The following is a 22,214-nucleotide window of genomic DNA, read 5'->3' on the forward strand; positions in this document are numbered from 1 at the left end:
CCCCTGACCGCCCGAGCTACCCCGCGCGGCCCCGCCGCTCCCGACCGGAGCGGCGGGGCCGGTGCACAGCTGCTGGAATCGGGCCGGGTTCCGTTCGAGCAACGCTCCAGTCACCGCCGCGTCCGGCTGGCCGACGTACTGGAGTACGAGCGAGGTTCCCGGCAAGCGCAGCAGACGATCCTGGATGAGATGACCAGGAAGTCCGTGGAGGACGGCAGTGCCGACGACGACATCGGGTTCATGCGCACTCGGTGATCGTGACCTTCCCCGCATTCCTCGACGCTTGCGCGCTCATCCCGATCAACGTCACGGACGTCCTGCTTCGGCTGGCGGATTTCCTGCCTCGCGACTTGCGTGCGCACGGCGTCGTGGCGGCGCACCCGGACGCGTTTCTGCTGGACCTGCTCGATGACCGGCCGGTCCTGGTGGCGCTGTGCCTGCACGAGACCGTGAGCGCGAGGAAGAGGCCTCCGGAGACCGCCGACTCGTTCTTGATCCAGCTCGCCGAGGTCGTACCGGGATTCGCGGAAGGGGCGCAGCGATTGCCGTTGCCTCGACATCCGTAGGGACGTCGACGGCCAGCGCGGTCACGCGCGGCGTTCGAACGGGGCGTGGCCGACGAGGTCTCCTGCTCGGTTGATGACCAGGATCTCCACGTCGATCGGGGCCCCCTGGAGCGTGGTCAGGGAGAAGTCGCGGGCCCGGGTGGCGATGAGGTCACCGAGCGGGATGCCCGCCTCCTGGCACAGGGTCAGCGCCTCCAGGGCCGTGTTGGCGTTGCGGATGCGGTGCGCGAACTCCGCGGAGCCGCCCGCGTCGCCGACGATGTTCGCCAGCAGGGCGAAGTTCACCTGGGAGCGCTTCGAGTGCAGGTCCAAGTGGCCGTCGGCGAGCTTGGCGAGCTTGCCGATGCCGCCCGCGATCGTCAGCCGCGGCACGGGATTGCGGCGCAGGTACTTCAGCACCGCCCCGGCGAAGTCACCCATGTCCAGCAGCGCTTCCGGAGCGAGCTCGTAGGTGCGCTCCACCAGCTTCTCCGAGGTGCTGCCGGTGCATCCGGCGACGTGGCTCAGGCCCTCGGCACGCGCGACGTCCACGCCGCGCCGGATGCTGTCGATCCACGCCGAGCACGAGTACGGCACCACCACCCCGGTCGTGCCCAGGATCGACAGGCCGCCGAGGATGCCCAGCCGCGGGTTCCAGGTGTGGCGGGCGAGTTCCTCGCCGTCCTCGACGGAGATCTCCACGACCACGTCGCCGGTGCCGCCGTGGTCGGCGGCGACCCGCTCCACGACCTCGCGGATCAGCTTGCGGGGCACCGGGTTGATGGCGGGTTCGCCCACGGGAAGCGGCAGGCCGGGTTTGGTCACCGTGCCGACGCCGGTTCCGGCTCGGAACTCGACGCCCGCTCCGGGCTCGGCGTGGCGCACCGTCGCCGACACCAGGGCGCCGTGGGTCACGTCCGGGTCGTCCCCGGCGTCCTTCACGATCGCCGCCATCGCCGAACCGGCGTCGAGGCGCTCGCGGGCGAGGGCGAACGCGGGCCGGTGGCCCTTCGGCAGCACGATCTCCACCGGGTCCGGGAAGGTCCCGGTCAGCAGGGCCGTGTACGCGGCGGCGGTGGACGCCGTCGCGCACGCGCCCGTCGTCCACCCGTAGCGCAGCGAGGGGCCTTCCTGACCAGTCATGATGCCGTCTCCTTCACCGTGAAAGGGTGCACGCATGCACAGCAGCGACGCGACCGGGGTGCGGCGAATCCTGGTGCTCGGCGGCACCGGCGAGGCCCGCGAGCTCGCCGCTCGGCTCGGCGACGACGCGGGCGTGCACGTGATCTCCTCGCTGGCGGGGCGGGTGCGCGACCCGAAGCTGCCCGCCGGGGAGGTCCGCGTCGGCGGGTTCGGCGGCGCCGACGGACTGGCCGCGTGGCTGGGTGAGCACCGCATCGACGCGGTGGTCGACGCGACGCACCCGTTCGCGCACGTCATCACCGCCAACGCCGTGCGCGCCTGCGAACTCGCCGGCACGCCGCTGCTGGTGCTGCGCCGTCCCGCGTGGGAAGCGGAACCGGGCTGGCGCCTGGTGGGTTCGCTGGACGAGGCCGCCGCCGCCCTGCCGGGACTCGGCGAGCGGATCTTCCTCACCACCGGACGCCAGGGCGTGGGCCGATTCGCGCACCTGGACCTGCGGTTCCTGCTGCGCGCCGTCGACCCGCCGGAGCCACCGCTGCCGCCGCACCTCACGACGCTGCTGGCGCGCGGACCGTTCGCCTTCGACGACGAGGTGGCGCTGCTGCGCGAGCACCGCATCGACGTGCTGGTGACGAAGAACAGCGGCGGGCCGATGACCCGCGCGAAGCTCGACGCGGCGCGGGAACTCGGCGTCGCGGTGGTCGTGGTGCAGCGGCCACCCGAACCGCGGGTGCCCGCCACCACCGTCGAGGAAGCGCTGGAACGACTGCGTCACGCCGGATAGCGGCGCGGGGTGAACACCGCGCCGCCGACCGCCCTGGTCGTCGACGAGCCGATCACCAGCAGGCATCGCATGTCCACATCGGACGGATCGAGGTCGCCGAGTTCCACCGTCCGCACGGATTCCTGCGGCCCGCCCACGTCCCGGCCGATGATCACCGGGGTCTCCGGCGCGCGGTGCTTGAGCAACGCGTCCCGCGCGGCGCCGACCTGCCAGGTCCGGCTGCGCGACGCCGGGTTGTAGATCGCCATCGCCAGGTCCGCCTTCGCCGCCGCCTCCAAGCGCTCGACGATGATCTCCCACGGCTTCAGCCGATCCGACAACGACAGCACGCAGTAGTCGTGGCCCAGCGGAGCGCCGATGCGGCTCGCGACCGCCTGCGCGGCGGTCAGGCCGGGCAGCACCCGCACCGGGACGTCGGCGAACCGCTCCTCGGTCGCCACCTCCAGGACGGCGCTGGCCATCGCGAACACGCCCGGATCGCCGGAGGACACCACCGCGACCCGCGAGCCGCGCCGGGCCAGGTCCAGGGCGAACTCGGCGCGCTCGGCCTCGACCCGGTTGTCCGAGGGGTGCTTGCGCTGGCGGGGATTGACCGGGAGCCGGTCCAGGTAGGGTCCGTAGCCGACGAGGTCGTCGGCAGCGGCGACGGCCGTGTGGGCTTCCGGGGTCGTCCACTGCGGCCCCGCGGGACCGAGGCCGACGACCACGACTTCGCCGTGGCCCGGCTCGCGCGCCACGCCGGGCGCGGATTCGTCGTTCGCGGCAGCGGAAACCGGGACGCCCGCGGCGTCCGTCAGGTTCAGCGGGCTGCCCGAGTTCACCGGGCTCGGCAGCAGCGCCAGCGAGAAGTACGGCACCGACGCCGGATCCACCTCGGCCAGCGGCAGCAACCGCTGGCGCTCCGTCGTCGCGCGCTCCACGAAGTACGCCTCGTCGAGCCGCCCGGCCCGTTCGAACGCCTCCTTCACGCCGTCGAAGGTGCGGCCCAGCTTCATCACCGCTGCCGCGTCCGTCGAGGCCAGGTGCTCGGCGAGCTTATCCGGCTCCAGCGTCCCCGGCAGCACGGTCAGCACCTCGTCGCGCTCCGCCAGCGGACGCCCCAGCATCGCGGCGGCGCCGCTGACCGAGGTCACCCCGGGGATCGCGGCCACGTCGAACCGGCCCACCAGGCGCTTGTGCATGTGCATGTAGGAGCCGTAGAAGAACGGATCGCCCTCGCACAGCAGCGCCACCGTGCGCCCGGCGGCGAGGTGCGCGGCGAGGCGTTCGGCGGCCTCGGCGTAGAACTCGTCGATCGCGCCCTGGTAGCCGCCGGGGTGGTTCGTGGTCTCCGTCGTCACCGGGTAGACCAGCGGTTCCTCGACCTGACCGGCCCGCAGGTACGGCTCGGCGACGGAACGCGCGATGCTGCGGCCGTGCCGGGCGCTGTGGTAGGCGATCACGTCGGCCTCGCCGATCAGCCGCGCCGCCTTCACCGTCACCAGCTCCGGATCGCCCGGTCCGAGCCCGACGCCGAACAACCTGCCTGCCTGCTCCACGGTGCTGCTCACTCCTGTTCGCTCGCGATCGCGTTGATGGCGGCCACGGCCATCGCGCTGCCACCTCGGCGGCCGTGCACCACGAGGTGCTCCAGCTCCGGGTGGTCGGCCAGTGCCTGCTTGGACTCGGCGGCGCCGATGAAACCGACGGGCAGGCCGAGCACAGCGGCGGGCTTGCCCGCTCCGGCGTCGACCATCTCCAGCAGCCGGAACAGCGAGGTGGGCGCGTTGCCGACGGCCACCACGGCACCGTCGAGCCGGTCCCGCCACAGCTCCACCGCCGCCGCGCTGCGCGTCGTGCCCAGTTCCTGCGCCAGCTGCGGCACCTGCGGGTCACCGAGGGTGCAGAGGATGTCGTTGTCCGCCGGGAGGCGGCGTCGGGTGACGCCCGCGGCGACCATCGCGGCGTCGCAGAACACCGGCGCACCGGCGCGCAGCGCTTCGCGGGCGGCCAGGACCGCGTTCGGCGACCAGGCGATGTCGCGCACCAGGTCGACCATGCCGCAGGCGTGGATCATGCGGACGGCGACTCCGGCGACTTCCGGTGGCATGCCGTCGAGTTCCGCTTCGGCGCGGATCGTGGCGAAGGAGCGGCGGTAAATCTCCGCGCCCTCCCGGATGTACTCGTAGCCACCGGTGCCCTCGGCCCCGGCTGGATTGCGTCCGGTACTCACACTGCCCTCCGTGCCGCTTCGAGCGCGGCGGATAACTCGCCGGCGGGTTCGCCGCCGACCTCGTAGCCGGCCTCGGTGGCCAGCACTTCCACTCCGCGGCCCGCCGGTCTGCCGCAGCGGCGCGAGCAACCCGCCCAGTGCACCGGCAGCGCGCCGGGCCGGGCGACGCGCACCGCGTCGGATCGCACGTCGGCGAGGGATTTGGCGCAGCCCGGACGGCCGGTGCACGCGGTGACCCCGGCCAGCGGCGCGGCGGGGTCCACCACGAAACCGGCTTCGTCCATGTCGGACAGCAGGGTTCCCGCTGCGCGCTCGGGGATGTCGGTCAGCAGCAGGGTGCGCCACGGGGTGAGCCGCAGCGGCCGGTGCTGCGCGGCCAGCAGCGCGACCTGCTCGGCGTTCAGCCTGCCCAGCGGGGCGCCCAGCGCGAGGCTCGCCCGGCCGCCGCGGCGGTGCAGGATTCCCAGGTCGGCGTGGGTGGCGGGGACGCGGTCGGTGGGCGAGAGGGCGCGTTCGGCCGCTTCCGAGGTCGCGCCGAGTTCGGCGAGCACGCGCCGCGCGACGCGGTCGGCGCCGTCGGTGAGTTCCGCGAGCCGCCAGCTGGCCGACTCCTGCCGCGCCCGTTCCGCCAGGAACGCCTCGGCGGCGAGCACCGCGGCGCGCGGCGCATCCGGGGCGGCGACCCGGATTCCCTTGTCCGCGCCGGAAAGCAGCACCGCCACCGCGTCGCCGTCGGGGCGCAGCCCGACGTCGGCGGCGAGCCCGCCGACGTCCCCGCGCCCGTCGTCGACCGTGAACAGGAACCGCCCCGGCAGCTCCGCCAGCGCGGGTGCGGCGCGCAACCTCCGGTCGAGCTCGACCGACACCGCGTGCACGTCCAGCGACCCCGCGTCGTCGCAGCCGGTGTACGGCGAGGCGATGATGTTGCGCACCCGCTCGTGCGTCGGCGAGGGCAGCAGGCCCGCGTCGGCCAGCCGGTCCGCGAACTCCGCCACGACGCGCGGTGCGAGCCCCCGGACCTGGAGGTTCGCCCGCGAGGTCAGCTCCCAGCCGCCGTCGCCGAGCTCCGCTGCGGCGGCCAGCGCCCGCACCTGCCGCGCGTCGAGCCGCCCACCCGGTACCCGGACTCGGGCCAGGCCGCCGTCGGCGGCCCCGTGCACCCGCAGCGCGCCGGGGCACGCGTCCGGTTCGGCTCGTGGCGGCACGGCTCTCCCCGCTCTCGTTGCTCGTGGTCGGTCGGAACTCCCAGCGCACGGCGCCGGTCTCCGGTGGTGCGCGGCCCTGGCCGCGCACCGGCGGTCGTCGATACTACGGCCAGGCCTCGTTGCGGACGCAAAACGCGATGTGCCTCACCACAGCGGCCCCATCCCGCAGGCCGCCCCCGACCGGCCCCCGCGCCGTCGCGAGAAACGAACGCCCCCGGCGCGTCGGACACCCCCTGCTCGGATGTGGTGCGGCGGCCGGGATTCGGGGCGTTCACCCTCGATCCGGTCGTTCGACTTCTCGCGAAATCGCGCGAATCGTCCACGACGTGACGGCAGGGGCGGGTCGCGATCGGCCGGGTGCTCGCGGTGCCGGGTCGTGGCTAGTGCGCGATCTCTCGCGCACCAGCGCAGCGGGCCACTTGACGAACGATCGCCCCGTTGCGGAGAGTGGTCGACGGCGACGAGTGGAGGAAGCCGGTGCGAGTCCGGCGCGGTCCCGCCACTGTCACCGGGGAGCGGACTCCGCAACTACGGAGGTCACTGTCCGCGCACGTGTGCGGACGGGAAGGCCGGAGCGAGCGCCGATCCGGGAGCCAGGACACTCCGCGCCGCCACCGCCCGGTCCGACACCGGGTGCCGACGACTCCGGGGCGAGGACCCCGAGGAAGGTTGACCATGCGTCCTGTCCGCATGCCCGCGTCCCTGCTCAGCCGGGAGCGTGCCGCATGATCCTGCTGCTGTCCACATCGGACACCGATCTGCTCAGCGCACGCGCCAGCGGTGCGGACTTCCGCCTCGGCAACCCGGCCCGGCTCGGCGTGGACGACCTGCCGCCGCTGCTGGAGGGCGCCGACCTGGTGATCGTGCGGCTGCTCGGCGGTCGCCGCGCCTGGGAAGAGGGACTCGACGCGCTGCTCGCGGGCCCGCGCCCCGTGGTGGTGCTCGGCGGCGAGCAGGCCCCGGACGCGGAGCTGATGGAGTGCTCCACGGTGCCCGGCGGCGTGTGCGCGCAGGCCCACGCCTACCTCGCCCAGGGCGGGCCGGAGAACCTGACGCAGCTGTTCCACTTCCTGTCCGACACGGTGCTGCTCACCGGTCACGGCTTCGAACCGCCGGTGGAGACGCCGAAGTGGGGCCTGCTGGACCGCGAGCCGCGCGGCACCGAGGGCCCGAAGGTGGCGGTGCTCTACTACCGGGCGCACCACATGGCGGGCAACACCGCGTTCGCGCACGCCCTCTCGGACGCCATCGAGGACGCGGGCGGCCGGGCGATGCCGGTGTTCTGCGCGTCGCTGCGCGCCCCGGAGCCGGGCCTGCTGGACACGTTGCGCCAAGCCGACGCGCTGATCGTGACGGTGCTCGCGGCGGGCGGCACGAAGCCCGCCACGGCCTCGGCCGGTGGCGACGACGAGGCGTGGGACGTGGGCGCGCTCGCCGACCTGGACGTGCCGATCCTGCAGGGCTTGACCCTGACCTCCAGCCGCGAGGCCTGGCAGGACAACGACGAGGGCCTGTCCCCGCTGGACATGGCAACGCAGGTCGCGGTGCCCGAGTTCGACGGCCGCCTGATCACGGTGCCGTTCTCGTTCAAGGAGAACGACTCCGAGGGCCTGCCGGTGTACGTGGCGGACCCGGAGCGCGCGGCGCGCGTCGCGGGCATCGCCGTCAAGCACGCCCGGCTGCGGTACGTGGAACCGGCGGACAAGCGGCTGGTGCTGATGCTGTCGGCGTACCCGACGAAGCATTCCCGCATCGGCAACGCCGTCGGCCTGGACACCCCGGCGAGCGCGGTGGGCCTGCTGCAGCGCCTGCGCGAAGCCGGTTACGACATCGGGCCGGAGGACGGCCCCGAAGCGCTGCCCGGTGTGGCCGCGCAGGACGGCGACGCGCTGGTGCACGCGCTGATCGCCGCCGGTGGCCAGGACCCGGATTGGCTCACCGAGGAGCAGCTGTCCGGCAACCCGGTGCGCATCCCCGCGAAGCGCTACGCCGACTGGTTCGCGACGCTGCCCGACGACCTGCGCGAGAGCATCGAGGGCCACTGGGGCCCGCCGCCCGGTGAGCAGTTCGTGGACCGCTCGCACGACCCGGACGGCGAGATCGTGCTGGCCGCGCTGCGCGCCGGCAACGTGGTGATCATGGTGCAGCCGCCCCGCGGTTTCGGCGAGAACCCGATCGCGATCTACCACGACCCGGACCTGCCGCCGAGCCACCACTACCTGGCGGCCTACCGCTGGCTGACCGACGAGTTCGGCGCGCACGCGATGGTGCACCTGGGCAAGCACGGCAACCTGGAGTGGCTGCCCGGCAAGACGGCGGGCATGTCGGCGTCCTGCGCGCCGGACGCGGCGCTGGCGGACCTGCCGCTGATCTACCCGTTCCTGGTCAACGACCCCGGCGAAGGCACCCAGGCGAAGCGCCGCGTGCACGCGACGCTGGTGGACCACCTGGTGCCGCCGATGGCGCGCGCGGAGAGCTACGGCGACATCGCGAAGCTGGAGCAGCTGCTCGACGAGCACGCGCAGATCTCGGCGATGGACCCGGCGAAGCTGCCCGCGATCCGCAGCCAGATCTGGACGTTGATGCAGGCCGCGAAGTTGGACCACGACCTCGGGCTGGACGAGCGCCCGCACGAGGCCGAGTTCGACGACATGCTGCTGCACGTCGACGGCTGGCTCTGCGAGATCAAGGACGCGCAGATCCGCGACGGCCTGCACGTGCTCGGCGCCGCCCCGAAGGGCGAGGCGCGGGTGAACCTGGTGCTGGCGATGCTGCGCGCCCGGCAGGTGTGGGGCGGGCAGAGCGGCGCGCTGCCCGGCCTGCGCGAGGCGCTGGGCATGCTGGAGGACGGCAGCGTCGCGCGCGGCACCGTGGACGACGTGGAGGCCTCCGCGCACGCCCTCGTCTCCGGCATGGAGGAGCGGGACTGGGAGCTCGGCGCCGTCGTCGAGGTGTGCCGCTCGGTGCTGGGCGACGCCCCGGACGACGTGGTGCGGGTGCTGGAGTTCGCCGTCTCGGAGGTGGTGCCGCGGCTGGACGCCACGACCGACGAGATGGGCGCGACGCTGCACGCCCTCGAAGGCGGCTACGTCCCCGCCGGTCCGAGCGGTTCGCCGCTGCGCGGCCTGATCAACGTGCTGCCGACGGGCCGCAACTTCTACTCGGTGGACCCGAAGGCGGTGCCGAGCAGGCTCGCCTGGGAGACGGGGCACGCCATCGCGGACTCGCTGATCGAGCGCTACCTCGCCGACACCGGCGAGTACCCGCGTTCGGTGGGCCTGTCGGTGTGGGGCACTTCGGCGATGCGCACCTCCGGTGACGACATCGCGGAAGTGCTGGCGTTGATGGGCGTGCGGCCCACGTGGGACGAGGCGTCGCGGCGCGTCAACGGGCTCGAAGTGATCCCGCTCGACGAGCTGGGGCGTCCGCGCGTGGACGTCACGGTGCGCATCAGCGGGTTCTTCCGCGACGCGTTCCCGCACGTGGTGACGCTGCTCGACGACGCGGTGCGCAAGGTGGCCGCGCTGGACGAGCCGGACGAGCAGAACTTCGTGCGCGCCCACGCCCAGGCGGACCTGGCCGAGCACGGCGACGAGCGCCGCGCCACGACGCGCATCTTCGGTTCGAAGCCCGGCGCCTACGGTGCCGGTCTGCTGCCGCTGATGGACAGCAAGAACTGGCGCGACGACACCGACCTCGCCGAGGTGTACGCGGTGTGGGGCGGGTTCGCCTACGGCCGCGGCCTGGAGGGCACCGAGGCGCGCGGCGACATGGAGTCCGCGTACAAGCGGATCTCGGTGGCGGCGAAGAACGTCGACACCCGCGAGCACGACATCGCCGACTCCGACGACTACTTCCAGTACCACGGCGGCATGATCGCCACGGTCCGCGCGCTGACCGGCAAGGCACCGGCGGCCTACATCGGCGACAGCAGCCGCCCGGACGCCATCCGGACGCGGTCGCTGACCGAGGAGACCTCGCGGGTGTTCCGCGCCCGCGTGGTCAACCCGCGCTGGCTGGAGGCGATGCGCCGGCACGGTTACAAGGGCGCGTTCGAGCTGGCGGCCACGGTGGACTACCTGTTCGGCTACGACGCCACGACGGGCGTGGTGGGCGACTGGATGTACGAGAAGCTCGCCGAGACCTACGTGCTCGACGAGGAGAACCAGAAGTTCCTCACCGAGTCCAACCCGTGGGCGCTGCACGGCATCACCGAGCGCCTCCTGGAGGCGGCGAACCGGAACATGTGGGAATCCCCGAATCCGGACACCCTCGCGGCCCTGCACGAGGTCTACCTCCAAGCCGAAGGCGACCTGGAGGACGGGCCGCAGAAGAGCTGAGCTGTTTTCGAGTGAACGGACCGTTCGTCCAATCCCGTTGGACGAACGGTCCGTTCACTCACCTCCTCTTGATCACGTGATCAGGCCGGGGCCCAGGTGATCACCACGACTCACTTTCCTGCCAGGTTGCAGGCCGCTGTGTTGTGTTTCTCGGGCACCCCGAGTGTCGCGAGACGCACTACGCAGTACGGCCGGCCGATGATGCTTTCGCCCAGGTTGCACGCGTTGATCACACCGCTTCCGATGACGTATCCCCTTTGGGCCAGGTATCCCACGCAGTCCCCCGACGTCGCCTGCGCGGGCAGCGCTCCCGCCAGGGTGAATGCCGCCGCGGCGACGATCGTCCCCGCTGCCGCCAGTGCCCGGTGTGCTGATTGCCCCATGACTTCGAACCCCTCTTCCAGTGGCGGTCGACCGACCGCACCCGGCGAAACACTGTCAGCGCTGCCACCTAACAAGGGATGAATCAACCTTTCAGCACTGAATCGGACTAATCGAACTTTCGTGGAATCTCCGCGCCTCGACGAGATTTGCGCTCGCCAAATGCCGAACTGATCACGGACGCCACGGGCGCTTCACCCCAACGTCCGCCACCGTGACCGCCGGTGATGCGAGTGAACGGACCGTTCGCCCCATCCCGTTGGGCGAACGGTCCGTTCACTCAATTCGGAGTGGTGGCGCCGAGGAGTTCGGCGTTGGCACGGCCGACCGCGCTGGTGAGTTCGGCGAAAGCCTTCTCGGTGAAGTTCAGGGTCAGGCCGTCGCCGCTGCCCCGGAAATCGAGCTGGACGGATCGGTCCGCTTCGGCCTCGTGCGTGATCTTGACCTGCTCGGACAGGCACACGTAGGTGTCGTTCTCGACCGCTCGCTGCTCGCGCATAGTGGACTCCCCTTGATCGATATTGATCCAGTACTCGTACTTTCCCAGAGCTTTGTTCGTACGGGTACTAAACGATCGGGTGATCCATTGGGGCCGGGAGCGGTCCTAGGGTTGATCTCGTGACTTTGCGACGGTTGATGTTGGGCAGAAGCCTCGAACAGTGGCGAGAAGGTGCGGGCGTGACGCGGGCGGATGTCGCCGCCGAGCTCGGCTGCACCGCCGACCGGGTGCGCCACCTGGAGAGCGGCCGGAACCTGCCGTCCCGCCCGGACCTGATCGTGATGTGCTCGCTGTACGGGGTAGCTGAACAGGATCGCGACGCGCTGCTGGAAACCCGTGCAGGAGCACGGAAAGCGGGTTGGTGGCAGACCTATCGGCTGCCGAAGTGGCTCGCCGGATACGTCACCCTGGAGGCCGACGCGACGAGGGCGCGCAACTGGGAAGGCGAGTTGATCCCAGGTCTGCTGCAAACCGAGGCGTACGCCCGGCGGGTCATCTCCGTCGGCGATCCGACCGCGTCCGAAACCGAGCTGGAGAAGCGGGTCGGCGCCCGCCGTCGCAGGCAGGATCGGCTGACGGCGACGGAAGACCCGCTGAAGTTCGTGGCGCTCATGTCCGAAGCCGCGATCCTGCGGTGCGCGGCGGAACGCGACCTCGCCGAGGAACAGCTCGGGCACCTGCTCGACATCGGGAAACGACCGAACGTGTCCATCCGGGTGGTACCGATCGACGCGGGCATTCACCAAGGTACGGCGGGTGGATTCGTGCTTCTGGACTTCCCGCCGGATACGTGGCCAGAAACGGGCTATCAGGAGTACAACGTGGGCGGTCACCTGGTAGATGATCAAAGCGGAGTGCGATCGCTCGCTACGCTGTTCGGTGGGCTGCAAGAGCGAGCGTTGTCGGAGAAGGACAGCGCCGATCTGATTCGCAGTGCGGGCGGCGAGCTGAAAGCGAGTGATCATGGATCTGACGGGCGCCCGCTGGCGCAAATCGAGTCATAGCTCGGCACAAGGCCAATGCGTTGAGGTCGCGACGAACTTCCCGGAGTTCTCCGCCATCCGGGACAGCAAGGATCCGCAGGGGCACGTGCTGGTGTTGGCGGAGGCGAGGTTCGCCGACTTCATCCACTCGCTGAGGAGCGGCGGCTTCGACGGCTGAGGAGCTGGTCGCCGGGTGAAGTGAGCGGACCGTTCGTCCAACGAGAGGGGACGAACGGTCCGTTCACTTCGGCCGTCCTGCGGTGAGGGAGCCGCTGAAGGTCAGCGCTTACGCGAAGCCGTCCCGCTCGGCGAGCCCCGACAAAGCCCGCGGCAGCGAGCCCGTGTGCAGGACGCCGAGGCGTTGGGTGGCTCGGGTGAGGGCGACGTAGAGCTCCGCCGCGCCGCGCGGGCCGTCGGCGAGGATGCGCTCCGGTTCCACGACGAGGACCGCGTCGTACTCCAGGCCCTTCGTGTCCGCCGCCGGTACCGCGCCCGGCACGTCCGGTGGCCCGATCACGACGCTGGTGCCGTCGCGACCGGCCTCGTCGCGGACGAACTCCTCCACGGCGGCCGGGAGTTCCCCTTCGGTGACCTTCCTGGACCACGGCTCGACGCCGCACGAGCGGACCGACTCCGGCGGCTTGCCGTCGGGGGCGAACTCGGCGAGCAGCGCGGCGGCCACGTTCATGATCTCCGCCGGGGTGCGGTAGTTCACCGTGAGCGACCGGTAGGCCCAGCGGCCGGGCACGTACGGCTCCAGCATCGCGCCCCACGACGTCGCCCCGGCCTCCGACCGGCGTTGCGCCAGGTCGCCGACGACCGTGAAGGAACGGCTCGGGCAGCGCCGCATCAGCACGCGCCAGTCCATTTCGGACAGTTCCTGCGCTTCGTCGACGACGACGTGCCGGTAGGTCCACTCCCGGTCGGCGGCGGCGCGTTCGGCGAGGTCGCGGGTGTCGTGCTCGACGAAGCGGTCCGCCAGCTCATCGGCCTTCAGCAGGTCGGTGGCGTAGAGGTGGTCCTCGTCGTCCATCGAGTCCTGGCGGCCGGTGAGCTGGTCCATCACGTCCGATGCGTATTCGGCCTCGGCGGCCCGTTCCCGGTCGGCGGCGCGCGCGGCGCGCTCCTCGGCGGCCTTGTCCCGGCCGAGCAGGTCGACGAGCTCGTCGAGCAGCGGCACGTCCGACACCGTCCACGCGGCGCCGTCGGCGCGCAGCAGCGACGGGTCGGCGCCCGCCGCGCGCAGGCGTTGCGGGCTGGAGTACAGCTCGGCGAGGACGTCTTCCGGCGCCAGCACCGGCCACAGCTCGTCGAGCGCGGCGGTGAACGCCTCGTCGCCCGCCAGTTCCGCCAGCAGCTCGGCCTTCAACCGCTCCCGCGTCGACCGGTCGTCGCCGCCCGGCCAGCCGCGCGCGATCCGGGAGAGCGCGCGCTCGGTGAGCACGTAGGTGATGATCTCCGCGAACACCGCGCGGGCCTCGTTGTGCGGGAGCCCGGAGGCCCGCGCCTCCTCCCGCGCCCACTCGGCGACGTCCGCGCTGATCCGCTGCGCGGTCCCGCCCAGCTGCACCGGCAGCGGTTCCTCCGGCACGCGCTGGCGCGCGGCGATCGCCGCGGTGAGCACGTCCAGCATCGCCAGCGATCCCTTGCGCCGCGCGACTTCCGGCACGTCCTCGGCCGTCGTGCGCAGGCCGGGCAGGAGGTCGCCCGCGGTCATGAACACCACGTCGGACTCGCCCAGCGACGGCAGCACGCGGCCGATGTAGGTCAGGAACTCCGGGTTGGGGCCGACCACGAGCACGCCGTGGCGCTCCATCCGCTCCCGCTGGGTGTAGAGCAGGTAGGCGACGCGATGCAGCGCCACCACGGTCTTCCCGGTGCCCGGACCGCCCTCGATCACCAGCACGCCGGAGTGGTCGAGGCGGATGATCTCGTCCTGCTCGCCCTGGATCGTCGCGACGATGTCGCGCATCCCGGCACCGCGCGGCGCGTTGACCGCCGCGAGCAGCGCCGCGTCGCCGCGCTCCTCACCGGAGGGCCGGCCGAGCACCTCGTCGGTGAACTCGACCAGCTGCCGCCCGCGGGCGTGGAACTGGCGCCGTCGGCGCATGTTCTCCGGAGTCGCACCGGTCGCGACGTAGAACGGGCGCGACGCGGGCGCCCGCCAGTCCAGCAGCAGCGGCTCGTACTCGTCGTCCTCGTCGAAGATGCCGATCCGGCCGATGTAGGAGCGCTCACCGGACAGCGAGTCCAACCGGCCGAAGCACAGCCCGTTGTCCGCCACGTCCAGCCGTTTCATCTCCCTGGCCCGCGTGCGCACCTCGACGTCGCGTTCCACGGCCGTCCCGCCGTTTCCCAGCAACGCCGCGTCGAATTCGCCCTTCACCCGCGCCCGTTCCGCGTCGAGCCGCGCGTAGAGATCGGCCACGTACCCGCGCTCGGACCGCAGTTCTTCTTTGTACCCCTGAGTTGACACGTTCTCCTCATCGCGACTGGCCGGTTCCGGCGGGCAGCCCATGTCGGCCCGCCGGGCGCGGCGCCCCGGTTCGACGATCTTCCTCGGCCTTCCGGTGACGTTCCCCCGAGTTCCCGGCAGCGCGGGACGGTGCGTGGCCAACGGCACGCACGTCCCATTTCCCCAGCGCTCGGCTTCGGTGAGCGATTCTGCGGCACCACGGGGGTCTTGCCGCAAGTCCCCCGGTGCGCTATAGGTTGAAGCCGGGAAGGAGAAGAGTCTCCCCCATTCCCGCGCTGCGGAGAACACCCGCCCGGCCCTTCGTTCCCAGGCCGACTTCCCCGGCATGGCACGGAGTTCCTCGTCACAGCACGCCGCGAGCGCGACCGCGTGCCCGAATCCGGTCGCAGCGCGCGTCCTCGCCGCGCAGCCGCGCCCGACTCCTCCCGCCTCGTCCGATCCGGAACGTGGCGGTCCGCACGTCGCCTGGCTCGGCGGACGCCCGCCTGGTCAGCTGGGTCCGACGCACGGAACGGAGTCGTCCATGTCGCACGAACGCGAGCTGTCCCCGCCCACGATCACCGCCGCACCGAGGCCGTTCGCGATCGACGTGCTGGTGGCGTTCGGGCTGGCGCTCGGATCGTCGTCCGCGCAGGGGCTCGGGCGGTTCGCCTACGGGTTGCTGCTGCCGTCGATGAGCGGCGCGCTGCACTGGTCGTTCGCCACGGCCGGGCTGATGAACACCGCGAACGCCCTGGGCTACCTGCTGGGCGCGCTCGTGGCCGCCCCGGCCGCACGCCGCTGGAACCCGCGGCGGCTGTTCATCACCGGCCTGATCGCCACCGCGCTGCTGATGTTCGCCTCCGCGCTCACCGGCGACGTCGTGGCGCTGTTCGTGCTGCGGCTGGCGACCGGTGTCGCCGGTGCGGTGGCCTTCGTGCTCGGCGGAGTGCTCGCCACCGGTTTCAGCCAGGGCAGGCCCGGCGGACGGCCCGCGGTGCTGCTCGGCATCTACTTCAGCGGCGGCGGGCTCGGCGTGCTGCTGTCCGGGCTGGGGCTGCCGCCGGTGCTGCAGGCGGCCCCGCCGGACGAGGCGTGGCGCTGGGGCTGGGTGGTGCTCGCGACCTTGGCGGCCCTGTCGACCCTGCTGGTGATCCCCGCCGCCGCGCGGACCGCGGTGCCACCGCCCGCGCCGGACGGGGCGCGGTTCTCGCCGAGGCCGCTCACCGCCACTTTGATCGCCTACGGCCTGTTCGGCGTCGGGTACATCGCGTACATGACCTTCATCGGCGCCTACCTGGAAGCGGGCGGGGCGAGCACCGCGGAGGTCTCGGTGTTCTGGTCGATGCTCGGCGCCGCCGCGATCGCGGGCGGTTTCGCGTGGGGTCCGATGCTGGGGCGACTGCGCGGCGGCCGGGCGCTGGCGGTGCTGCTGGTGGTCCTGACGCTCGGCGCGGCGCTGCCGCTGCTCTCCACCGGGATCGTCGCCGAGTTCGCCTCCGCGCTGCTGTTCGGCTGCTCGTTCCTGTCCGTGGTCACCGCCGTGACCACCACCGCGCGCAACGCGCTGCCGCCGCACCAGTGGGCCGCCGCGATCGGCGCGCTCACCACCGTGTTCGCCGCGGGCCAATGCGCGGGTCCGGTGCTGGCGGGAGTGCTCTCCGACGGCGGCGGCATCGGCACCGGGCTGCTCATGTCCGTCGGCATCCTGGCCTGCGCGGCGCTGGTCGCCCTGGCCCAGCCCGCGGCCCGGTGACCGTTCCCGGCGGTCAGCCCGGAAAGCGGACGAGCTCTGCGGCAGCGGCCTCGGGCAGCCGTCCCTGTCCCGAGGAGCACGCGCCGCACACCACGCGCGGCTTCTCCGGCCTGCCGAGGCGGCGGTGGACCCGGCCGCGGATCACGTGCCCGCACCGCGCCACCGGCTGCGGACCACCGGTGCGCAGCTCCACCGCGTGCCACAACGACTCCCGTTCCGAAGCCATGAACACCCGTGCCATGCGTACCTCCCTGTTGCCTGCCTCCCAGGTGATCGACGTCTAATAGACGCCGATTAATAGCTCGTTCGGGTCACGAGGAGCGCGTTCCGAACTGGCTACGATCTGCCCCGTGCCCGCAGACACCATCCGAGTCACGCCACGAGCGCGCGCGCTCGCCGCCGCCATTCGATCAACCAGGGAGAATTCCGGAATCAGCGGCCGGGAATTGAGCAAAAGACTCGGCCTGAGCCACGGAACCGTGTCGCACTGGGAAACCGGCCGCCGCATTCCCACCCCGGAGGACGTCGCGTCGTTCCTCGCGGTGGCGGGCGTCACCGGAAAGGAACGGCAACGACTGCTCGATCTCGCCCGGCACGCGAGCGAACCGAATTGGCTCACCGTGGGAATGCCCGGAATTCCACAGCAGCTCGCGGGCGCCGTGGAATGCGAACGTTCCGCTTCGGCGATCGTCGAGTGGGCGCCGATGGCCGTGCCCGGCCTGCTGCAGACCTCGGACTACTCCCGCGCCGTCTCGGCCGCGGGCGGGCTCACCGCCGACGAGACCGAACGGCGGGCCACCGTCCGAGCCGGGCGGCGCGAGATCATCCTGCGCGATGAGCCGGTGCGATTCACCGCGTTGATCGGCCAGCACGGCATTTCCGATCGGATCGGAACCCCGCCGGTGATGCAGGACCAGCTGCACTTCCTGCTGGAACTCGCGGAACGCGACAACGTCACGATCCAGGTCGTACCGCCCCGCGTCGGCTGGCATCCGGGACTGGCGGGCCCGTTCGTGCTCTACGACTTCCCCGATTCACCGGCGGTCGTGCACTTCGAGCACTACAGTTCCGGCGCTTTCGTCCCGGACGACGACGACGTCCAGGCATATCGGCAGGCCGTGAGCAGAATTCTCGAGCTGGCGCTGAGCCCGGCCGACACGATCGATCTCATCACGGAATCAGCGAGCGAACTGGAGAGATCAGCATGATCCCGACGAACTGGCGCACGTCGACCTACACCCACCCCAACGGCAACTGCGTGGAGGTGGGCAGGCTGGGAGATCGCGCCACCGTCCGCGACACGAAGAACCGCACCGCCGGGTACCTGACCATCGGCGAGGCGCAGTGGTCGTCGTTCGTGCGGGAGGTCGCGTCCGGCCGCTACGACCGGTGATCCGCGCGGGCCCGGTCAGCGACCGCGCGCCGGGCCGTTCCTGCGTCTCGCGCGGTATCACCCAGCGCCACGGATCGGCCGGGGAACGGCATCGGCCGACTCGAACAGCCCAATCCTTGGGCCGAATAGGTCCTCCTCGTTGAAACCACGCGTGCCGTCGAAGCGAGTCGGTAACGTCCCGACAGGATCGACAAAACGCACATTTCACCCTGGAGGGCCCGTTGACCAACTCGCCAAGGGGAGCCAAGCGCCGCGGCATCATGCTCGCGGCCACACTCGCCACGAGCACGATCGCCTTTCCGGCCACCGCTGCCGCGAACCCCAGCGACGGCGCGGACGCGACCGCGTCCTGCGGAAGGTTCGACGTGATCGTGCTCTACGAGCGGGAGTACTACGGCGGCCAGAAGTGGTGCTGGGCCCCGGAAGAAGGGCCGCGCAACCTCCCCAGCGCTCTGCACGACCACGTCGGCTCGTTCGAAGCGCTGAACGACGGATGCTTCATCTCCGAATCGCCCCGTGATTCGCGACGCGTCTTCGACGGAGACGTCCGGCGGGAGTACCTGAGCGATTTCGGGGCGAAAATCGATTTCGTAGCACCCAAGTCCGCCTGCTGATCCCTCGCGGGAAGTTCATCGCGGGCCGTCATGCCCGCCACGGGCGAACATGACGGCCCACCGGCGCTTCGCGACCGCGCGGTCGCCGGGAAGGGGCCCGGTGTTCACGCGCTCGGGCCACGGCATCGCCGCTGCCTCCGGACGCCGGGACGCCTGACGGGCCGAGGCGAATCTCGTCACGCGTCGTGACTCGCGCGCATCCGGCAGGTAGAGATGAGCCATGAAGATCACCATTGACGAGGACAGGTGCTGCGGCGCGGGGCAGTGCGTGCTGGAGGCACCGGACGTGTTCGACCAGCGCGCCGAGGACGGCGTGGTGGTGCTGCTCGACGCCACCCCGCCCGCCGAGCTGCACGAGGCGAGCCGGTCGGCCGAGCAGCTCTGCCCGACCGCGGCCATCGAGATCACCGAATGACCAGCGGCCACATCGCGATCGTCGGCGCCTCGGCCGCCGGTCTGACGGCCGCCGAGGCGTTGCGCCGCGAAGGCTGGGACGGCCGGATCAGCCTCATCGGCGACGAACCGCACGAGCCCTACGACCGGCCACCGCTGTCCAAGCAGGTGCTCGCGGGGCAGTGGGAACCGGAGCGGACCGGGCTGCGGGCGGCGGACGCCCTCACCGGGCTCGACCTGGACCTGCGGCTGGGCACCACCGCGACCGGCCTGGACGTGCCGAATCGCCGCGTGCTGCTCGGCGACGACGCCCTCGACTGCGACGGCGTGATCATCGCGACCGGGGTCGCCGCTCGCACGCTGCCCGGTGAGCTGCGCGGCGCGCACGTGCTGCGCGGTCTCGACGACGCGCTGGCGCTGCGGGCCCGGCTCGTGAGTCCGGGACGGCGGCTGGTGATCGTCGGAGCGGGCGTGCTGGGCGTGGAGGTCGCCGCCGTGGCCCGCGAACTCGGCCACGAAGTCGTGGTGGTCGCGCCGGAGGACACGCCGATGGAGCGGGCGGTGGGTGCCGAAGCCGGTGCGCTGCTGGCCGAAGCGCACCGCGCGCACGGCGTCGGGCTGCGGCTCGGCGAGTTCGTGGACGGCCTGCTCGACGACGACGGGCAGGCGCGCGGCGTGCGGCTCACCGACGGTTCGGAGATCACCGGCGACGCGGTGCTGATCGCGATCGGCTGCACCCCGGCCGTGGACTGGCTGCGGGACGGGCCGCTCGACCTCGCCGACGGGATCGGCTGCGACTCGTACTGCGCCGCCGCGCCGGGCATCTACGCCGCCGGCGACGTGGCCCGCTGGTACCACTCCGTGCTCGGGCGCCCGGTGCGGATCGAGCACCGGATGAACGCCACCGAGCAGGGCATGGCGGCGGCGCGGAACCTGCTGGCCGAACTGGATTCGGAACGCTTCGGCGACCGCCGGGAGTTCACGCCGGTGCCCTACTTCTGGTCCGACCAGTACCGGTTCAAGATCCAGGCCTACGGCGACCTCGCCGACGCGGACCAGGTCCGGTTGCGGGTGCTGGACGAGAGCGATCCGGGTGCGCCGAAGGCCGCCGCGCTGTACCGGCGCGGCGACTCCGCGTTCGGCGCGCTCTCGATCGGGATTCCACCGAAGCAGGCCCGGGCGCTGCGAGCGGCGGTGGCCACCCCGCAACCGTGGGAACGAGCGCTCGGCGTGCTCGACGAACTGGCGGGGTGAGCTTCCGGCGGCGTCGTCGCGCTCCGGCGGCGACGCCCCCGGAAGCACGCGGGCCCACCCGGAAGCTCCGGATGGGCCCCGTCCCCGGTTCTTCGAGATCCCCAGGGTGAGCGCCGCTCTCGCGCTGCGCAGGGACGGGAGGACGTGGTGTACCGGGTTTCCCCCGACCGTCACCGGTCGCGCCCGGCACCGCGCGACGGCGGCAGGGCCGGGCCGGGCCGGGCATTCCCGCGTCGGTAACATATGCCTGGTCAACGATGTCGGCCGTCACGTCGCGCCGAGCATCCGCAGCACCGCGCGGCGCCGTGCGACACCAGCCGCGAAGGTCCGTGCAGGAACCGGTATTGGAGCATCCAAGAATGGCCCGCCACCTCGTCACCAGTGCGCTTCCGTACATCAACGGCATCAAGCACCTGGGCAACATGGTCGGCTCCATGCTCCCCGCCGACGTCTACTCGCGGTACCTGCGCCAGCGCGGGCACGAGGTGCTCTACATCTGCGCCACCGACGAGCACGGCACCCCGGCGGAGCTGGCCGCCGCCGACGCGGGCCTGCCGGTGGCGGAGTTCTGCGAGCAGCAGCACCGGGTGCAGGCCGAGATCTACCGCGGCTTCCAGCTCTCCTTCGACCACTTCGGCCGCAGCTCGTCGGAGCAGAACCAGGAGATCACCCAGCACTTCGCGCGCAAGCTGCACGAGCACGGCTTCATCGAGCAGCAGTCGATCCGCCAGGTGTACTCGGCCGCCGACGGCCGGTTCCTGCCGGACCGCTACATCATCGGCACCTGCCCGCACTGCGGGTACGAGAAGGCGCGCGGCGACCAGTGCGAGAACTGCACGCGCGTGCTGGACCCGACGGACCTGATCGAGCCGCGCTCGGCGATCAGCGGCAGCACCGAGCTGGAGGTCCGCGAGACCAAGCACCTGTTCCTCACCCAGTCGAAGCTCACCGACGAGGTGGAGCGCTGGCTGGACTCGGCGAGCGCGGAGTGGCCGAACCTGTCGTCCTCCATCGCCCGCAAGTGGCTCACCGAGGGCCTGCGGGACCGCTCGATCACCCGCGACCTGGACTGGGGCATCCCGGTGCCCGCCGACACCTGGCCGGAGCTGGCCGCCGAGGGCAAGGTCTTCTACGTCTGGTTCGACGCGCCCATCGAGTACATCGGCGCCACCAAGGAGTGGGCCGACCAGGCGCCGCAGGACCGGGACTGGAAGTCCTGGTGGTACGAGGCCGACGACGTGACCTACACGGAGTTCATGGCCAAGGACAACGTCCCGTTCCACACGGTGATGTTCCCGGCCACCGAACTCGGCACCCGCGAGCCGTGGAAGATGGTCGACTTCGTCCAGTCGTTCAACTGGCTCACCTACTACGGCGGGAAGTTCTCCACCAGCGACCAGCGCGGCATCTTCACGAACCAGGCGCTGGAGCTGCTGCCCGCCGACTACTGGCGCTACTTCCTCATCGCCAACGCGCCCGAGTCCGACGACGCCTCGTTCTCGTGGGAGCTGTTCGCCTCGGTGGTGAACAAGGACCTCGCGGACACCTTGGGCAACTTCGTGAACCGGGTGCTGTCGTTCAGCCGCAAGCGCTTCGGCGACCAGGTCCCCGCAGGCAGCGCCGCCGGTGAGCCGGAGCAGCGGCTCGCCGCCGAGATCGGCGGACTGATCGAGGACTACCAGACGCACCTGGAGGCCAAGCAGTTCCGCAAGGCCGCCCAGGCGCTGCGGTCGCTGTGGAGCGCGGGCAACTCCTACTTGGAGGAGAAGGCGCCCTGGATCGAGATCCGCACCGATCAGGACGCCGCCGCGCTGACGCTGCGCACCGCGATGAACCTGATCTACCTGTACGCGGTGCTCTCGGAGCCGCTGATCCCGGCCGCGGCGCAGGCCATGCGGGCGGCGTTCGCCTCCGACGACCCGGCGCGCCGCTGGGTGTCGGCGGACGAGGCGAAGTCCTTCGCGCTGATCGAGGCGGGCACCGGCTTCACCATCCCGCCGGTGCTGTTCGCCAAGATCACCGAGGACGACCTGGAGTCCTACCGCACCCGCTTCGGCGGTTCGGTGGACGCGGGCTGAGCCGGTCTCCTGCTCCGCAGGTCGGGTAGCGGGAGCTCAGGTGAGCGGCTTCTGACGTGGGCTGCGCGCTTCGGGCATCCAGGCACGACCTTCGGCCGCAGGGCAGGCGCGGCTTCGTCCGCTCTGCGCCGCTGAGAAGATCCAGACGAATGGTGAACGCCCCATCCGCCTGGGCGGAT

Annotated in this window: 20 protein-coding genes, 1 pseudogene and 1 riboswitch; of the genes and pseudogenes, 13 read left to right on the forward strand and 8 right to left on the reverse strand. The window is 71.7% G+C overall.

Annotation, left to right across the window (positions count from 1 at the left end; translation table 11 throughout):
- Both OOZ19_RS28865 and OOZ19_RS28870 read left to right on the forward strand, forming a co-directional pair.
- A pseudogene (locus OOZ19_RS28865) lies at window positions 1-255 on the forward strand (hypothetical protein); the annotation flags it as partial.
- A 2-nt stretch (window positions 256-257) separates the two neighbouring features.
- Entirely contained in the window at window positions 258-566 is a 309-nt protein-coding gene (locus tag OOZ19_RS28870; protein WP_266093328.1) for a VapC50 family PIN domain-containing toxin, read from the forward strand.
- Window positions 567-587: 21 nt separating this feature from the next.
- Here OOZ19_RS28870 and OOZ19_RS28875 read toward each other — a convergent pair whose 3' ends face one another.
- On the reverse strand, window positions 588-1,688 hold the full coding sequence (locus OOZ19_RS28875; RefSeq protein WP_266093329.1) for a cobalt-precorrin-5B (C(1))-methyltransferase: 1,101 nt from the start codon (window positions 1,686-1,688) through the stop codon (window positions 588-590).
- Window positions 1,689-1,722: 34 nt separating this feature from the next.
- On the opposite strand from OOZ19_RS28875, the gene OOZ19_RS28880 reads away from it, so the two are divergent.
- Window positions 1,723-2,472, forward strand: a complete 750-nt coding sequence (locus OOZ19_RS28880) for a cobalt-precorrin-6A reductase (protein WP_266093330.1) — start codon at window positions 1,723-1,725, stop codon at window positions 2,470-2,472.
- Here the strand turns inward: OOZ19_RS28880 and OOZ19_RS28885 are convergent.
- From OOZ19_RS28885 to cobG, 3 genes are read right to left on the reverse strand one after another with little or no spacing between them, the layout of a single operon-like run.
- Window positions 2,460-4,010, reverse strand: a complete 1,551-nt coding sequence (locus OOZ19_RS28885) for a precorrin-2 C(20)-methyltransferase (RefSeq protein WP_266093359.1) — start codon at window positions 4,008-4,010, stop codon at window positions 2,460-2,462. The genes OOZ19_RS28880 and OOZ19_RS28885 overlap by 13 nt on opposite strands.
- Before the next feature lie 8 nt (window positions 4,011-4,018).
- Complete coding sequence (locus tag OOZ19_RS28890; RefSeq protein WP_266093331.1) at window positions 4,019-4,684, reverse strand: precorrin-8X methylmutase; 666 nt, start codon at window positions 4,682-4,684, stop codon at window positions 4,019-4,021.
- On the reverse strand, window positions 4,681-5,889 hold the full coding sequence (gene cobG, locus OOZ19_RS28895) for a precorrin-3B synthase (RefSeq protein WP_266093332.1): 1,209 nt from the start codon (window positions 5,887-5,889) through the stop codon (window positions 4,681-4,683). Before cobG ends, OOZ19_RS28890 begins: the two co-directional genes overlap by 4 nt.
- A 468-nt stretch (window positions 5,890-6,357) precedes the next feature.
- Window positions 6,358-6,492: riboswitch (cobalamin riboswitch) on the forward strand.
- A gap of 122 nt (window positions 6,493-6,614) precedes the next feature.
- Here cobG and cobN point away from each other — a divergent pair.
- Window positions 6,615-10,229 carry a cobaltochelatase subunit CobN gene (cobN, locus tag OOZ19_RS28900; RefSeq protein WP_266093333.1) on the forward strand — a complete coding sequence of 1,205 codons (3,615 nt, stop codon included), beginning with the start codon at window positions 6,615-6,617 and terminating at the stop codon, window positions 10,227-10,229.
- A gap of 110 nt (window positions 10,230-10,339) precedes the next feature.
- Here the strand turns inward: cobN and OOZ19_RS28905 are convergent, their stop codons facing one another.
- Together OOZ19_RS28905 and OOZ19_RS28910 are read right to left on the reverse strand one after the other, a co-directional pair.
- Window positions 10,340-10,612, reverse strand: a complete 273-nt coding sequence (locus tag OOZ19_RS28905; RefSeq protein ID WP_266093334.1) for a hypothetical protein — start codon at window positions 10,610-10,612, stop codon at window positions 10,340-10,342.
- 278 nt (window positions 10,613-10,890) lie between these two features.
- Window positions 10,891-11,109 carry a hypothetical protein gene (locus OOZ19_RS28910; protein WP_266093335.1) on the reverse strand — a complete coding sequence of 73 codons (219 nt, stop codon included), beginning with the start codon at window positions 11,107-11,109 and terminating at the stop codon, window positions 10,891-10,893.
- Between the two features lie 137 nt (window positions 11,110-11,246).
- Here OOZ19_RS28910 and OOZ19_RS28915 point away from each other — a divergent pair, with 137 nt between their 5' ends.
- Both OOZ19_RS28915 and OOZ19_RS28920 read left to right on the forward strand, forming a co-directional pair.
- Window positions 11,247-12,113 (forward strand): helix-turn-helix domain-containing protein, encoded by an 867-nt coding sequence (locus OOZ19_RS28915; RefSeq protein WP_266093360.1) that lies wholly within the window; start codon window positions 11,247-11,249, stop codon window positions 12,111-12,113.
- Window positions 12,073-12,270 (forward strand): DUF397 domain-containing protein, encoded by a 198-nt coding sequence (locus tag OOZ19_RS28920; RefSeq protein WP_266093336.1) that lies wholly within the window; start codon window positions 12,073-12,075, stop codon window positions 12,268-12,270. The genes OOZ19_RS28915 and OOZ19_RS28920 overlap by 41 nt, the downstream gene beginning before the upstream one ends.
- Before the next feature lie 108 nt (window positions 12,271-12,378).
- Here the strand turns inward: OOZ19_RS28920 and helR are convergent, their stop codons facing one another.
- Window positions 12,379-14,568: an RNA polymerase recycling motor ATPase HelR gene (helR, locus tag OOZ19_RS28925; protein ID WP_266093337.1), complete on the reverse strand. Its 2,190-nt coding sequence runs from the start codon at window positions 14,566-14,568 to the stop codon at window positions 12,379-12,381.
- 523 nt (window positions 14,569-15,091) lie between these two features.
- Here helR and OOZ19_RS28930 point away from each other — a divergent pair.
- Window positions 15,092-16,303 (forward strand): YbfB/YjiJ family MFS transporter, encoded by a 1,212-nt coding sequence (locus OOZ19_RS28930; RefSeq protein ID WP_266093338.1) that lies wholly within the window; start codon window positions 15,092-15,094, stop codon window positions 16,301-16,303.
- 13 nt (window positions 16,304-16,316) lie between these two features.
- Here the strand turns inward: OOZ19_RS28930 and OOZ19_RS28935 are convergent, their stop codons facing one another.
- A complete protein-coding gene (locus tag OOZ19_RS28935) occupies window positions 16,317-16,544 on the reverse strand; it encodes a hypothetical protein (protein ID WP_266093339.1) in 228 nt (75 codons plus the stop codon).
- Between the two features lie 109 nt (window positions 16,545-16,653).
- On the opposite strand from OOZ19_RS28935, the gene OOZ19_RS28940 reads away from it, so the two are divergent.
- The 6 genes from OOZ19_RS28940 to metG all read left to right on the forward strand — a co-directional run bounded on the left by OOZ19_RS28940 (window position 16,654) and on the right by metG (window position 22,035).
- A complete protein-coding gene (locus tag OOZ19_RS28940; protein WP_266093340.1) occupies window positions 16,654-17,511 on the forward strand; it encodes a helix-turn-helix domain-containing protein in 858 nt (285 codons plus the stop codon).
- Complete coding sequence (locus OOZ19_RS28945) at window positions 17,508-17,696, forward strand: DUF397 domain-containing protein (RefSeq protein WP_266093341.1); 189 nt, start codon at window positions 17,508-17,510, stop codon at window positions 17,694-17,696. Before OOZ19_RS28940 ends, OOZ19_RS28945 begins: the two co-directional genes overlap by 4 nt.
- 221 nt (window positions 17,697-17,917) lie before the next feature.
- Window positions 17,918-18,310 carry a hypothetical protein gene (locus OOZ19_RS28950; protein ID WP_266093342.1) on the forward strand — a complete coding sequence of 131 codons (393 nt, stop codon included), beginning with the start codon at window positions 17,918-17,920 and terminating at the stop codon, window positions 18,308-18,310.
- A 220-nt stretch (window positions 18,311-18,530) separates the two neighbouring features.
- On the forward strand, window positions 18,531-18,725 hold the full coding sequence (locus tag OOZ19_RS28955) for a ferredoxin (protein WP_266093343.1): 195 nt from the start codon (window positions 18,531-18,533) through the stop codon (window positions 18,723-18,725).
- The gene (locus OOZ19_RS28960) at window positions 18,722-19,957 is read left to right on the forward strand and encodes an NAD(P)/FAD-dependent oxidoreductase (RefSeq protein ID WP_266093344.1); all 1,236 of its coding nucleotides are present in this window, start codon (window positions 18,722-18,724) and stop codon (window positions 19,955-19,957) included. Before OOZ19_RS28955 ends, OOZ19_RS28960 begins: the two co-directional genes overlap by 4 nt.
- 359 nt (window positions 19,958-20,316) lie before the next feature.
- The gene (metG, locus tag OOZ19_RS28965) at window positions 20,317-22,035 is read left to right on the forward strand and encodes a methionine--tRNA ligase (protein ID WP_266093345.1); all 1,719 of its coding nucleotides are present in this window, start codon (window positions 20,317-20,319) and stop codon (window positions 22,033-22,035) included.
- Window positions 22,036-22,214: the final 179 nt, after the last annotated feature.

Origin of the sequence: Saccharopolyspora sp. NFXS83 (assembly GCF_026241095.1) — a bacterium.
In the GTDB taxonomy this organism is placed as follows: Bacteria; Actinomycetota; Actinomycetes; order Mycobacteriales; family Pseudonocardiaceae; genus Saccharopolyspora_C.